15 protein-coding genes are annotated in these 13,319 nt (G+C 60.3%); 9 read left to right on the forward strand and 6 right to left on the reverse strand.

Annotation, left to right across the window (positions count from 1 at the left end; all coding sequences use genetic code 11):
• The first annotated feature begins 227 nt into the window (after positions 1 to 227).
• The 5 genes from ACKTSJ_RS10225 to ACKTSJ_RS10245 are packed head-to-tail and all read left to right on the forward strand — an operon-like array spanning position 228 to position 2,610.
• Positions 228 to 515, forward strand: a complete 288-nt coding sequence (locus tag ACKTSJ_RS10225) for a hypothetical protein (RefSeq protein ID WP_407899920.1) — start codon at positions 228 to 230, stop codon at positions 513 to 515.
• A gap of 7 nt (positions 516 to 522) precedes the next feature.
• Positions 523 to 951, forward strand: a complete 429-nt coding sequence (locus tag ACKTSJ_RS10230) for an OsmC family protein (RefSeq protein WP_407899922.1) — start codon at positions 523 to 525, stop codon at positions 949 to 951.
• Positions 948 to 1,175 (forward strand): GDCCVxC domain-containing (seleno)protein, encoded by a 228-nt coding sequence (locus ACKTSJ_RS10235; RefSeq protein WP_407899923.1) that lies wholly within the window; start codon positions 948 to 950, stop codon positions 1,173 to 1,175. Before ACKTSJ_RS10230 ends, ACKTSJ_RS10235 begins: the two co-directional genes overlap by 4 nt.
• The gene (locus tag ACKTSJ_RS10240) at positions 1,172 to 2,143 is read left to right on the forward strand and encodes a cation diffusion facilitator family transporter (RefSeq protein WP_407899925.1); all 972 of its coding nucleotides are present in this window, start codon (positions 1,172 to 1,174) and stop codon (positions 2,141 to 2,143) included. The genes ACKTSJ_RS10235 and ACKTSJ_RS10240 overlap by 4 nt, the downstream gene beginning before the upstream one ends.
• On the forward strand, positions 2,140 to 2,610 hold the full coding sequence (locus tag ACKTSJ_RS10245; RefSeq protein ID WP_407899927.1) for an OsmC family protein: 471 nt from the start codon (positions 2,140 to 2,142) through the stop codon (positions 2,608 to 2,610). The genes ACKTSJ_RS10240 and ACKTSJ_RS10245 overlap by 4 nt, the downstream gene beginning before the upstream one ends.
• Before the next feature lie 9 nt (positions 2,611 to 2,619).
• Here ACKTSJ_RS10245 and ACKTSJ_RS10250 read toward each other — a convergent pair whose 3' ends face one another.
• The 5 genes from ACKTSJ_RS10250 to ACKTSJ_RS10270 form a co-directional block, all read right to left on the reverse strand.
• The gene (locus ACKTSJ_RS10250) at positions 2,620 to 4,140 is read right to left on the reverse strand and encodes a SulP family inorganic anion transporter (protein ID WP_407899929.1); all 1,521 of its coding nucleotides are present in this window, start codon (positions 4,138 to 4,140) and stop codon (positions 2,620 to 2,622) included.
• Between the two features lie 78 nt (positions 4,141 to 4,218).
• Entirely contained in the window at positions 4,219 to 4,491 is a 273-nt protein-coding gene (locus ACKTSJ_RS10255; protein WP_407899930.1) for a hypothetical protein, read from the reverse strand.
• A gap of 59 nt (positions 4,492 to 4,550) precedes the next feature.
• Positions 4,551 to 5,456 carry a mechanosensitive ion channel family protein gene (locus ACKTSJ_RS10260; RefSeq protein WP_407899932.1) on the reverse strand — a complete coding sequence of 302 codons (906 nt, stop codon included), beginning with the start codon at positions 5,454 to 5,456 and terminating at the stop codon, positions 4,551 to 4,553.
• Positions 5,457 to 5,474: 18 nt separating this feature from the next.
• The gene (locus ACKTSJ_RS10265) at positions 5,475 to 6,887 is read right to left on the reverse strand and encodes a cation:proton antiporter (protein ID WP_407899933.1); all 1,413 of its coding nucleotides are present in this window, start codon (positions 6,885 to 6,887) and stop codon (positions 5,475 to 5,477) included.
• Between the two features lie 42 nt (positions 6,888 to 6,929).
• Complete coding sequence (locus tag ACKTSJ_RS10270) at positions 6,930 to 8,198, reverse strand: cation:proton antiporter (protein WP_407899934.1); 1,269 nt, start codon at positions 8,196 to 8,198, stop codon at positions 6,930 to 6,932.
• 105 nt (positions 8,199 to 8,303) lie between these two features.
• Between ACKTSJ_RS10270 and ACKTSJ_RS10275 the strand changes: the two genes are divergently transcribed.
• On the forward strand, positions 8,304 to 9,191 hold the full coding sequence (locus tag ACKTSJ_RS10275) for a mechanosensitive ion channel family protein (protein WP_407899935.1): 888 nt from the start codon (positions 8,304 to 8,306) through the stop codon (positions 9,189 to 9,191).
• 40 nt (positions 9,192 to 9,231) lie between these two features.
• Here ACKTSJ_RS10275 and ACKTSJ_RS10280 read toward each other — a convergent pair whose 3' ends face one another.
• On the reverse strand, positions 9,232 to 10,617 hold the full coding sequence (locus ACKTSJ_RS10280; RefSeq protein WP_407899937.1) for a KamA family radical SAM protein: 1,386 nt from the start codon (positions 10,615 to 10,617) through the stop codon (positions 9,232 to 9,234).
• A gap of 264 nt (positions 10,618 to 10,881) precedes the next feature.
• Here ACKTSJ_RS10280 and ACKTSJ_RS10285 point away from each other — a divergent pair, with 264 nt between their 5' ends.
• The 3 genes from ACKTSJ_RS10285 to ACKTSJ_RS10295 all read left to right on the forward strand — a co-directional run bounded on the left by ACKTSJ_RS10285 (position 10,882) and on the right by ACKTSJ_RS10295 (position 13,241).
• Positions 10,882 to 11,844, forward strand: coding sequence for a carbohydrate kinase family protein (locus ACKTSJ_RS10285; RefSeq protein ID WP_407899938.1), 963 nt, complete (start codon positions 10,882 to 10,884; stop codon positions 11,842 to 11,844).
• Positions 11,841 to 12,833, forward strand: coding sequence for a glycosyltransferase (locus tag ACKTSJ_RS10290; RefSeq protein WP_407899940.1), 993 nt, complete (start codon positions 11,841 to 11,843; stop codon positions 12,831 to 12,833). The genes ACKTSJ_RS10285 and ACKTSJ_RS10290 overlap by 4 nt, the downstream gene beginning before the upstream one ends.
• A 78-nt stretch (positions 12,834 to 12,911) precedes the next feature.
• On the forward strand, positions 12,912 to 13,241 hold the full coding sequence (locus ACKTSJ_RS10295; RefSeq protein ID WP_407899942.1) for a hypothetical protein: 330 nt from the start codon (positions 12,912 to 12,914) through the stop codon (positions 13,239 to 13,241).
• Positions 13,242 to 13,319: the final 78 nt, after the last annotated feature.

The following is a 13,319-nucleotide window of genomic DNA, read 5'->3' on the forward strand; positions in this document are numbered from 1 at the left end:
GCGACCGCAAAATCACGGATCAAGGCGCGGGAGCAAAGCAAGCGGGGGAAGGCCGTTGTTGAAGACGAACCGTTCTGAACATCCTGCCGAAAAATGGAAAAACTGAGCTACACTGACCAACGCCGCCTCCCCGGAGGTGGCTAAAGTGCCTGGGTAAAATTCAACGCGCAGAACTGGGTAGTTTTAAACGCGCGCCAACATGGTATGTCTATCAGCTTGGCGAAGCCGTGCCGCAGCGTCCGCTGCAGGGCGAGGCGCTGGCACAACGCATCGATGCGCTGGATGCCTTGTTGCATCAGGAACATGACGAGACGTATTGCGGCATCGTGTATGCCGACGATGCCGAATCGCCCACCCTCATCAAGGTGTACGACCCTGCGCATATGGGATCGTCATGCAGCACCGCTGCCTCGCCGCCGGGCTGGATACTCAGCATGACGCCGCCGCAGGCGATCGAATTGCATGCGCCGATTCCCGCTAATCGCCGCCGCTGGTGGCAACTTTTTTCGACTTGAGGCTGATATGGGCGAACCCGCATCCAAAATGGCTTTTCATGTCGTCACCCGGCGCAGCGACGCCCACGGCAGTGTGGCGCATTGCAAGGAGGCCGCGATCACGCTGGACACGGATATGGCCGGTCGTGCTGATGCCTTCAATCCCGCCGAGCTGCTGCTGGCGGCACTGTCCGCCTGCATCATCAAGGGCATCGAGCGCATCACGCCGATCCTGAAATTCAATCTGCGCGGCGTGGAAGTGACGGTGGACGGAGTGCGCCAGGATGTACCGCCGAAGATGGAATCCATCACCTACGAGATTCTCGTGGATACGGATGAGTCCGAACAGCGGCTGGCCTTGCTGCACGAGAACGTGAAGAAATACGGCACGGTGTTCAATACCCTCTTGTCAGGCACGCAACTGAGCGGGGTACTGCGGCGCAAGGGGGTGCAATGACTATCCGGCTCCAATCCCTGCTGACGTGTCCGGCCTGCGGCCATGCCGAATTGCTGACCATGCCCACCGATGCCTGCCAGTGGTTTTACGAATGCCCGGCGTGCCTGACAGTGCTCAAGCCAAAACCCGGCGACTGCTGCGTGTTCTGTTCCTTCGGGAGCGTGCCGTGTCCACCCATCCAGCAAGGGCGCACCGATTGCTGCAACCCGCAAGGCAAACCATGAGCCACGACCACGACGATCACGCACACCATCACCACACCGCCTCCGGCAGCACCCTGCTGTGGGCCACGCTGCTCACGCTGGGATTTGCCGCCGTCGAGGCCGGTGTCGGCCTGTGGGGCGGATCGCTGGCCTTGGTGGCAGACGCGGGGCATATGGTCAACGATGCAGCGGCACTGTTGCTCGCGGCGGGCGCGGCCTGGCTGGCGCAGCGTCCGCCCTCCTTGCGCCACAGTTATGGTTTGGGGCGCGCCGAGTTTATCGCCGCGCTTATCAACAGCCTGGGCCTGCTGGCACTGATCGCGTGGCTGACGATCTCCGCTGTCGAGCGTTTGCAGTCGCCGCAGCCGGTGATGGGCGAGGCGGTGTCGATCACCGCCGCCATCGGTCTGGCCATCAACCTGCTGGTGGCGTGGCTGCTGGCGCGCGGCGAGCAGAATCTCAACACCCGCGCCGCGCTGTTGCACGTGATGGGTGACCTGCTCGGTTCGGTGGCGGCATTGCTGGCGGGGCTGGTCATCACCTTCACCGGCTGGACGCCGATCGATCCGATATTGTCACTGCTCATCGGCGCGCTGATCCTGTTCTCCAGCGTGCGTTTGCTGCGCGAGGCGCTGCACGGCCTGATGGAAGGCGCCCCGTTCGACATCGCGCCGGAGGAAGTGGGCAAGGCGCTGGCCGCCGTGTCCGGCGTGGCCTCGGTGCATGATCTGCACATCTGGCAGGTGAAGGCGGGCGAAACGCTGCTGACCGCGCATCTGGTGGTAAAGGACATCGTGCAATGGGAAAGCGTGCTGGACGCCAGCCACGCCTTGCTGGAAGAACGTTTCGCGATTCATCACGCCACCCTGCAGCCGGAACCGATGATACGCACCGTGCAGTGGCGGACGCGCACGGTGCAGGATCACGAGGACGATGCGCATGACCACGGCCATGCGGAACAAGCCGATCCCCGAAAGGAAATGCCATGAGTGAAACGCAGACGTTCAGCCTTACCCTGGAACAGCAGCAGGACTATGCCTTCCTGGTGCGCTTCGATGAAACGATGCCGGAATTGCTGACCGATGAGCCGCCGCCGCTGGGGCAGGGCGCGGGGCCCAATCCGTCGCGCCTGTTGGCCGCCAGCATCGCGAATTGCCTGATGGCGAGCCTGTTGTTCGCGCTGCGCAAGTTCAAAAACGAGCCGGGCAGGCTGACGGCAAAGGTGACCGGCCATTACGCCCGGAATGCGGCGGGAAGACTGCGGGTGGGCGGCGTGGCGGTGGAGATTCAATTCGCCGCACGCGCAGAAACGCTGACCCATCTGCAGCGCACCCTAGAACAGTTCGAGGAATTTTGCGTGGTCACGCAGAGCGTGCGCAGCGGTTTTCCGGTGGCGGTCACGATTCGCGATGGTGCAGGACAGGTATTGAAACAGGAAACACCGCCCGCGTCTTGAGCCCGAAGTTTAACCGAGCCGGTTGTCGGCGGGATGGTAGTTCGGGTCTTCCAGCACGTTCAGCTCGACCATGCCTTTGGCTTTGTCCAGCAATTCCAGACAGTCAGGGCTTAAGTGGCGCAGATGCAATTTTTTGCCTATACGGGTGTATTGCTCCGCCAGTTGATCGATCGCTTCCAGTCCGGAATGATCCTTGACGCGGGCGTTCCTGAAGTCGATCACCACTTCATCCGGGTCGGTTTGCGGCGTGAACAGGTTGGGAAAATTCAGCGCCGAGGCAAAGAACAGAGAGCCATGCAGGTCATACACTTTCCAGCCGTGTTCCTCGGTGGTGACGCGCACTTCCATGCTCTTCGCATGTTCCCAGGCGAAAGCCAGCGCGGAGATGATGATGCCGACGATGACCGCGATGGCCAGGTCGGTCAGCACGGTGACGACGGCGACGGTCAGGCCCACCACGATGTCGGTTTTCGGCACTTTCCCGAACAGGTTGAAGCTGCCCCATTCAAACGTTTTTTCTGCCACCACGAACATCAGGCCGATCAGCGCGGCGAGCGGGATCATCTCGATCCAGCTTGACGCAAACAGGATGAAGCACAACAGGAACACTGCGGCGGCGATGCCGGACAGATTCTTCACCGCGCCGTTGGTGACGTTGATCATGCTCTGCCCGATCATGGCGCACCCCCCCATGCCGCCGAAGAAGCCGGTGGTGACATTGGCCACGCCCTGGCCGACGCAGGCACGGTTTGGTTTGCCGCGCGTCGGGGTCATGGTGTCGATCAGATTCAGGGTCAGCAGGGTTTCGATCAGGCCAATGGCGGCCAGCACCAGACTGTAGGGCAGAATGATCCGCAGGGTTTCAAGGTTCAGCGGCACGTCCGGCAGGTGGAATTGCGGCAGGCCGCCAGCGATGGATGCCATGTCGCCAACGGTTTTGGTCTCGATACCGGCGAAGATCACCAGCGCCGAAGTGGCAATGATGGCGAGCAGCGTCGAAGGTACCGTGGTTGTCAGCTTCGGCAACAGATAAATGATGAGCATGGTCAGCGCGATCAACCCGAGCATGGTGACCAGCGGCGCGCCCGCCATCCAGCTCACGCTGCCGTCGGCGGCGGTCACTTTGAAATGCTGCATCTGTGCCAGAAAGATCACCATCGCCAGCCCGTTGACGAAGCCCAGCATGACCGGGTGCGGCACCATGCGGATGAATTTGCCCAGCTTGGCGACGCCGAACAGTATTTGAAAAATCCCCATCAGCACCACTGTGGCGAACAGATATTCCACGCCGTGGGTGACCACCAGCGCCACCATCACGACCGCCAGCGCACCGGTGGCGCCGGAAATCATGCCAGGACGGCCGCCGAACAGCGAGGTGATGAGGCTTACCATGAAAGCGGCATACAGGCCGACCAGCGGATGAACGTGGGCGACCAGCGCGAAAGCGATGGCTTCCGGCACCAGCGCGAGCGCGACGGTGAGACCGCTGAGGATGTTGGTTTTGGCTTCGGCGAGATTCTGGATGTCCATGAGTGTATTCCTGTGGGATGCAAATGTGAAAAAATCGCCGCAGACGTCATGCGACGTCCGTGACAGTGCGGTATGTGGTCAATAACTGCGCGCGAAACCTACGCCGATGAGATCGGCCTCGTGCCCGTTCAGGTCGAGACCGAGATTCAGGTCGAGCTGCGTGCGCGCATCCAGCAGAAAGGCGAGGCCGCCATCCACGATGAAACTGTCGTTGCCGGCGTGGTTCAAGGGATGGTCGTTATACAGTTCGAGATAGCTGCCCAGTTGCGCGTTGTGCGAGAACGAAGCGCTGATGGCGGTCTGCCATTGCGTCTGCAGGCTGCCGGGGGTGCTGCTGGCGAACTGGAACATGCCGAACAGGCCGCTCGCTTCATGGTCGGACTTGAGCGGGCTAAAAAGAAAACGGTGTATCAGTTCGAGCTGGCAGGGCGTGCGCTCATCTCCGGCAGTTCGGTTATCTGCAACTGCGGCGATGCAACCTTGACCTTGCCGCCGGTCTGCTCGAAAGCATCGAGGATGGCGGTGTACAGCCTGTCCTTGGTAGCGCGGCGGCGGCTGTAATCGACCAGATAGCGCAGGGTGAACTCGATCCAGTTGGCGTCGAAGCTCAGGGTCACCGCCACATCCAGCCGCGCATCCTCGGCGCGGTGGTGCAGGATGAAATTCGACCAGGTTTGTTGCGCGGCGGCTATGGTGTCGGCCTGTTCGCGTTTGCCCACATCGTGAATGATGCTGCGCGCGAGCCGGTGGTCGCAGTCGGTGCGTACCGGCACCACGATCTCGTCCCACAGAAATGGAAAATCCACGCTGTAGTTCAGCACCTGTTCGCGCAGCACAATGTTGTTGGGCAGATACACCACGCGGCCGTTGTACAGGTCGGATTTTACCCAGTCACCGCACTCCATCACGGTGGTGGTGAGCGGGCCGATATCCATCACGTCGCCCATCACGCCGTTCAAGCGGATGCGGTCGCCAGTTTGGTAAAGATTGCCGAAGGAGATGACACCCCAGCCGAACAAGCTCTGGATGACTTCACGCAAGGCGAACCCCACACCCACACCGAGCAAGCCGATGAGGACCGGCAGGTTGTCGAGCTGGTTGCTGAAAATGGCAATGGCGACGATGAGTGACAGCACGTATCCGGCCAGTCCGAAACTCTTGCGCGTCTTGTAACGCAAGTCCTTGTCCTGGATGTTATTGGCGGCAATCAGCTTGGCGAAGCGCACCAGCAGAAATATAAGCAACAGGCTTAACCCGAGCCCGGCCAATTTGATGAACATCGGGTGCGCCGTCAGGTTTTGGATCAACTCTTTCATGGCCTGTCAGGGGTACGGTTAGTGGTGGGCATCTTCGGCCCGTTTTTCCGCGCGGAAGACCTCTTTGTTGCGTCCGATGATGAACAGCAGCGCACCCGAGTAGAGGAAGGTGGACAGCATGATAACGCCGATGACCACCGCCTTGAACATCTCCAGATGCGGGTAGTCGGTGGGGATCATGGTAATCATCACGATGGACAGGCCGCCCTTGATGCCCGCGAAGGTGAGCACGCTCCACCAGCGCAGACCGATGTCGGTCATCTTTTCGGTGCGGTTGGCGATGGCGGCAAACAGCCCCATCATCGCGCCGCGGATCACCGTGGTGGCGAGGAACATCACCAGAATCTCGGTCTTGTATTGCCACAGCAGTTTAAGGTCGATCATCTCGGCCATGGCGATGAACAGGATGGTGTTGGCGACCAGCGCCAGCAACTGGATGTCCTCCTTGGTGCGCAGATGGCGGTCGCGCTCGGCGAGCGTGGCACGCAGGTGGCCCATCGTCTTGTCAATCAGGCGGGAGGAGGCATTCTGGTTCATCGCTTCGCGTTGCAGCACGGCCTCGTCATCCTCGATGCGGCGCTCTTCCTCGTCCACCGCCCGCATCATCACGTGGTTGACCGTGATTACGGCGAAGATCACGGCCAGGATGCCTGACAGATGCAGGTGAGAATGGCTGCCCAGCAGGTTGAGAAACACATAGAAATGTTCGGCGAGCTCGAATGCGCCGTAACCGGCGAGAATCAGCACCATCATCTCGGCAATGCGGTTATGCGTGGATTTCATCAGCATCAGGCCGAGGAGGCCGACTGTCATCCCGGTCGCGACAGAACCCAGTATCACTTCGGCGCTGATGCTTAGCACATACCCCGTGGTAACGCCGTTACCCCCGAGCGCATACAGACCGACGAACACAAACGCGATCAGCGCCGTGGCATCGTTCAGCAGGCTTTCGCCCTCGGCCAGTATCTTCAGACGGTGCGGCAGCTCGAACTTGGAAAAGATGCTCACCACCGACACCGGATCGGTGGCCAGCACCATGGCGAACAGCACGATCACCGCTGCGGTGGACAGCGCATAGTCGGCGAACAGCCAGTCTGCGAGAGCCAGCGCGGTCAGCACCGACAGCACGATGGAGACCACCGCCAGATAGATCAGACTCCAGGCATGTTCCTTCAGGTCGGCAACCTTGACTTCCAGCGAATCGGAGATCAGCAACACCGGCAGCAGAAAGATGACCAGCAGGGCGAAGTGCTCCGTGTCGCCGGTCAGCACCGGTACCTGGCTGAACACATAGTGGGTGCCAAAGGAAAGCAGGATCAGGCCCAGCGGTGAAGGTAAATTTAGTTTTTCTTCCAGTTGCAAGGCTAGGAAGAGGATGGTGGCGATGGTCAGGAGCGTGATGATCATGCGTGCTTTCAAAAAATACATCATGGCAGCGCCGTGCGGCGCAGGCCGGTGGGTGTCAATCCCGGTTCAGGATTCTGGCGGTGGCACGTAGGCGGGGACTTTCAGGGTGTCGCCCGGCGCCTTGCCCAACAGGCGCGAGTACAGGTTGCGCACAGCAGGTGCGGGGTAGGCCATCACCAACACCGCGGTGAGCGAGATGCTGAACAGCACCACCATGTAAGTGGTGTCGCGGATCGTTTCTCCGCCGGTGATGCCGTATTGCAAAGGCAGCGCGGCCAGTACCGCCGCTGCCAACCCTTTGGGTGCCATCATGGAAGTGACGGCGGTGTCGCGCAGGGTATAGGCCGGGTCGCGGAACACCACGCGCGTGAGCAGCAGGCGCAGCAGATAGACCAGCAGCACCATCACGATGGCGACCGTGGCCGGGCCGATCGCGCCGAAGTGGATGGAGATGCCCAGATAGACGAAGAAGTAGGTCTTCAACAGGAACACCGCTTCGCTATAGAAGATTAGATCGACCTCGTTCAGCGGCTCGATGTTCTTGTCGAGGTTGGGAATGCGGTGCAGACCGAACTTCTGGAAGTTGGTCAGCGTGATGCCCAGCGCCAGCGCGGCAATTGCGCCGGAAAAACCCAAGCCTTCGGTTGCGCCATAGACGATGAAGACATAAGCCAGCGTAGAGGAAATGGTGTTGGGAAAGTCTCGCACCTTGCCCAGCACCAACAGCCAACCGATGCCGCCCACCACGCCGAACACGGCGGCGAACACCAGCGCCGCGATCACGCCGCCCACCACCTTGCCGGCCGCCACATCGCCCTGCGTCATGACCTGCAACAGGGCGAATACGCCCACGATACACAGCACGTCAGTCAGCGCGGATTCCAGCACCAGCACGGTGGCCGGCTTCTCGGCGAGTTTGAGCGCAGCCACCATGGGGATCACCACGGCGGACGAGGTGCCGCCCAAGGTCAGACCCAGCAGCAGCGCGGGCATGGGATTGAGGTCGAGCATAGACATGCCGACCACCGTCACCACTGCCGCAGTCAGCACGAAGCAGGCGATGGAAAGGAATCCGGTGGTGCCGATGGAATGGCCCAGCACGTCAAGGTCGAGCGAGGTGCCGCTCTCGAACAGGATCACAACCAGCGCGATAGTGGCCAGCAGCGAGCCAACCTTGCCGAAATCGTCGGGCGAGACGATGCCCAGCACCGGGCCGAGCAAGATGCCGAGCAGCATCAGCACCAGCACATCTGGGATGTTGGTGCGGGAAAATTGCAGCGACAAAAAGTGCGCAAAGAATACCAGCAGGCCGATAACAAGGATGGTGGTGGACATGAGCAAACCCGAATAAATGGGCTGCGATTATAACCGATGCAGGTGGCCGGTCAGCGCGGTGGGCTGCGTTACAATCGCGGCATTGCAACCGACCGGAGTTTCAACTTGGAACCATCGACATTGAGCGAATATCTGCATATCCAGAAGGACGTCCTGCACGTCATCATTATTCTTGTGCTGGCGTGGCTGCTCATCGCCCTGAGCCGCAAACTGATCCGCGTGTTTCGCAATTACATGAAAACGCGCGTTGCTTCGGCGGAGGACGAGCGGCGCATCGAGACTCTGGCGCGGGTGTTCCGCTACATCTCCACCGTGGTGATCACGTTGGTGGCGGGCATGCTGGTATTGAGCGAGCTAGGCATCTCGATCGCGCCCTTGCTGGGCGCGGCCGGTGTGGTCGGGATCGCTGTCGGCTTCGGGGCACAAAGTCTGGTCAAGGATTTCTTCAGCGGATTCTTCATGCTGCTGGAAAACCAGGTGCGCGTCGGCGACGCGGTGGAGCTGGCGGGAAAACTGGGAGTGGTGGAGGAAGTCACGCTGCGCAACACGGTGCTACGCGATAACGAAGGCAACGTGCACTACATCCCCAATGGCGAGATCACGGTAGTCACCAACAAATCGCGCGGCTATGCCTTCGCGCTGATCGATATCGGCGTGGCCTACCGCGAAGACCTGGACGAGGTGTATGCCGTCATTCGCGCAACCGGTGCCGCCCTCCGCAGCGATGCCGAGGTGGGCCCGAAGATACTGGAAGACATCGAGATCCAGGGTGTGCAGGACTGGGCTGATTCGGCAGTGATCGTGCGTTGCCGCATCAAGACTGTGGCGCTGGAGCAGTGGACGGTGCGGCGCGTGTTCCTGGCGCAACTGAAAAAGGCTTTCGATGCGCAAGGCATCGAGATTCCCTATCCGCACCTGACCCTCTATGCCGGACAGGACAAACTGGGCAAGGCACCGGCGTTCCCGGTCTCATTGCAGCAGCAGGAGAAGTGAACCGCCGTCGTTCGAATCCGACCCGCAGGCCATTTGACGCTTACTCGAAATCGTCCGCCGTGCTGTCGTCGTTGTGCTCGTGGAACAACTGTTCCAACGCTTCCTCGAAAAAGAACTTTTCCGCACCGAAGGCAGGCTTCAGTTCGTCGAGCCAGGTGGCGGTCTCGTTGTATTCCGCGAAGAACGGGCGCTGCACCCAGTCCGGGTCGCGGCCCTGCAGAAAGCGCATCACCATCACTTTTCTGTCGCCGGCATCGGCCACGCCCAGCATCTGGATCTTGCCGGGGGTGGCTGACATGCTGGGGCCGCGCACGGTGCGCGCCAAACCCGACACCTGCTGGTAAGCCTCGCGGAATATCTGCCAGGCGCGCACCAGCGTCACCGAAAAATAATGCTGGGCGCCGGTGTCGCGCGCGAGGAACATGTAGTACGGCACGCAGCCCAGCTTGACCTGCGTCTCCCACATGCGCGCCCACAGCGCCGGGTCGTCGTTGATATGGCGCATCACCGGTGATTGGGTGCGGATCATCACGTTGGCCTCGCGCAGGTTGCGGATGGCCTGGCGCACGGTGTCGTTCTCCAGTTCGCGCGGATGGTTGAAATGCGCCATCAATGCCAGTTGCTTGCCGGAATCGGTCACCTTGCGGAACAGCGCCAGCATCTCCGGCGTATCGTCGTCGTCCACGAACTTGTGCGGCCAGTAGCCCAGCACCTTGGTGCCGATGCGGATGTTCACCAGATTGGGCAGCTCGGCCGACAGCAGCGGTTCGATATAGGCGGCGAGGTTCTTCGCGCTCATGATCATCGGGTCGCCGCCGGTGAACAGGATGTCGGTGATCTGCGGGTTGCGTTTCACGTACGCCACCAGTTTCTCCACTTCGCGGCTGGCGAACTTGATGTCGCTCAGGCCGACGAACTGCGGCCAGCGGAAACAGAACGTGCAGTAGGCGTGGCAGGTCTGCCCCTGGCTGGGGAAGAACAATAGGGTCTGCCGGTATTTGTGCTGCATGCCGTGCAGGCGCTCGCCGTCCAACTCCGGCACGTTGTGGTCGACCTGTCCCGCCGGATGCGGGTTGAGCTGCATGCGGATGCGGTTGGCGGCCTCCTTGATCTCTGTCTTGTCGGCGCCGCGCGCGAGCAGGGTCGCCATCTCGTCGTAGTGTTCCGCGCTCAGCATGTCGCGTTGCGGGAAGGTGAGCGCGAAGATGGGGTCGTTGGGCACCTGGTCCCAGTCGATCAGCTGCTCGATCACGTAGTTGTTGACCTTGAACGGCAGCACATTGCCGACGATCTCGATATCCAGTTGCTGCTGTTCGCTGAGCCTAGCGACCTGCGGGATGTCGCGGAAGTTGTTCAGGTTGTAAGAGCGGAACTGCGGCTTGTCGGCCGAATAGATGGGAATAAGGGTCTGGCGTGTGTCGGTCACGGTGGTGGCTCCTGTGCGATTGGCTGGAAGCATCGATGCACGCGGCATCGTGTTTCTCGAATTGGGTGGGGCCGTGTTTATAACACAGAGCGGACGACGCCTCCAAACCTTGGCGTGATGACGACAGATGCAGGGGATTGACAGGGCAATTTGCAAAATAGGCAGCAATTGCAGCATCGCACGCGCAACTTCCAGTATAATGGCAGCATCGCTCACCAATCAGTTCGTCGCAAAACCCATGTGGCGGCATGTCCCAACAGGCCGATGAAAGAAACAGCAGAGCAAGCACGTACAACCTCAGATTCATCCTTATCTTCTCGGCGCAGTGGAGCGACTGTTGCGCTATTCGGCGAGGTCCTCGCCGATGTCTTTCCGGACCGCAGCGTCCTCGGCGGCGCGCCGTTCAATGTCGCCAGACATCTCAAGGCCTTCGGCCTGAATCCCGTCCTCATCACCCGTACCGGCAACGATGCATTGCGCGCCGAATTGCTGGAGTCGATGACGGCTTGCGGCATGGAGACGATGGGCGTGCAGCTCGACCCGAGCTATCCGACCGGGCAGGTGAAAGTGCATTTCGAAGGCGGTTCGCATCGCTTCGAGATCCTGCCGGAGCAAGCCTATGACCACATCCACGCTTCGGTCGCGCGCATGGTCGCCTTGTCCATCCATCCCAAGCTGGTCTATTTCGGCACATTGGCGCAGCGTCACCCTGTGTCCAGAAGCGCGCTGAAGCGGGTGCTGAACAGCATCGGTGCGCCGACCTTCTTCGATGTCAATCTGCGCCCCCCCTGGTATGACGCGCAAATACTGCGCCGTTCCTTGCGTCAGGCGGACACGGTCAAGCTAAACAACGAGGAATTGGCGATCCTCGCCCGGCTGTTCGCCTTGCCGGGCGATACGCTGGACGGGTACGCGCGTGCGTTCATGCAGACCTTCGATATCGGACAGGTGCTGGTGACTTGCGGGGCGGAAGGCGCCTGGCTGGTGCGGCGCAAAGGGGACACTGTGCGCATGCAAGCGCATGGGGAGCCGGTGACGGTGGTCGATACAGTCGGCGCCGGGGACGGTTTCTCCGCTGTGTTCATGCTGGGCAAGCTGCGGCGCTGGCCGGTGCAGCAAACACTGGCCCGCGCCCACGCGTTCGCGGCGGCGATCTGCACCCTGCGCGGCGCCGTCACCGAGGATGCGGCTTTCTACGCGCCGTTCCTGAAAGCGTGGCAAGCATGAACAAGCCGCCCCTGTTCATCGTGCTGGTCAGCGTGCACGGCTTGATCCGGGGGCATGATCTGGAACTGGGGCGGGATGCCGACACCGGCGGCCAGACCAAGTATGTGGTCGAACTGGCGCGCGCGCTGGGCGCGCGCAAGGACGTGGAGCGCGTGCTCCTGCTGACCCGGCGCGTCGTGGACGCGAATGTCAGCACGGATTACGCCGAGCCGCTGGAGCCACTCTCGGACAAAGCCGCCATCGTGCGCATCGACTGCGGTGAGCCGGTCTATCTGCGCAAGGAGATGCTGTGGGACACGCTGGAGAACTTCTCCGATAACGCGCTGGCCTTCCTCAAGGCGCAGCCTCGTCTGCCGGACGTGATCCACGGCCATTACGCCGACGCGGGCTACGTCGGTTCACGCCTGTCGCACCAGCTCGGCATCCCGCTGGTGTTCACCGGCCATTCGCTGGGGCGCAGCAAGCGCAAGCAGTTGCTGGCCAGCGGTGTGGCACGCAGCGAGATCGAGAGCACCTATCACATCACGCGCCGCATCGAGGCGGAGGAAGACACGCTGGGCGTGGCCGAGCGCATCATCACCAGCACCCGGCAGGAAGTCGAGCAGCAATACGGCTTGTACGATTTCTATCAGCCGGCGCGTATGCGCGTGGTGCCGCCCGGTACCGACCTGACGCAGTTCTACCCGGCGCAGGGCGACGAGAAGCAGAGCGCCATCGCACAGCAACTCAAACGCTTTCTGAAAGAACCGAACAAACCCATCATCCTCGCCCTGTCGCGCCCCGACCCGCGCAAGAACATCGTGGCGCTGATCGAGGCCTACGGCCAGTGTCCGCAATTACAGGCGCTTGCCAATCTGGTGATCGTGGTTGGCAACCGCGACGACATCCGTGAGATGGAAGACACCTCGGCGGGCGTGCTCAACAGCATCCTGCTCGCCATCGACAAATGTATCAGTAGAGATAAGGTCCGCTCAGGATTTATTCACTAGTGCATGGCGTTCAGATTTACAAACATGCCCATGAGTAAAATGAGTTTTTAATAGGCGCCAGCAACTAAGGAGATAGAAGTGAGAGAAGAGATAATTAGAGGATTAATTCACGATGAAAACGAAATGACAAATCATCGTATGAATTGGTTTTTAATCCTGCAAGGTTTCTTATTTGCAGGGATTGCCTTTGCATGGGAAAAAAGTATCGGATTAGTAATAGTATTTTCTGGGGTTGGAATTTTAAGCTCGCTTTCGGTGGGGTTGCTGTTGCATCTTGGAATTGATGCCATAAAAAACCTTCAGCGAGAAGCATCTGAAATAAAAGGGAAGGTTGTTGGAAAGAAGGCTGAAGAGGTTTCAAAATTTGTGCATTTCGAGCCTGTCATAAATTTTGTGTTTGAGGCATAACATGCAACCTGAAAGGAACATGTATGCCAAGCAAAACGAGCAAGAAGCAAGCTGCGGTTCTACCGCGCATTCCGAAGG

The sequence above is a fragment of the Ferrigenium sp. UT5 genome, assembly GCF_045866295.1.
Taxonomy (GTDB): Bacteria; Pseudomonadota; Gammaproteobacteria; order Burkholderiales; family Gallionellaceae; genus Sideroxyarcus.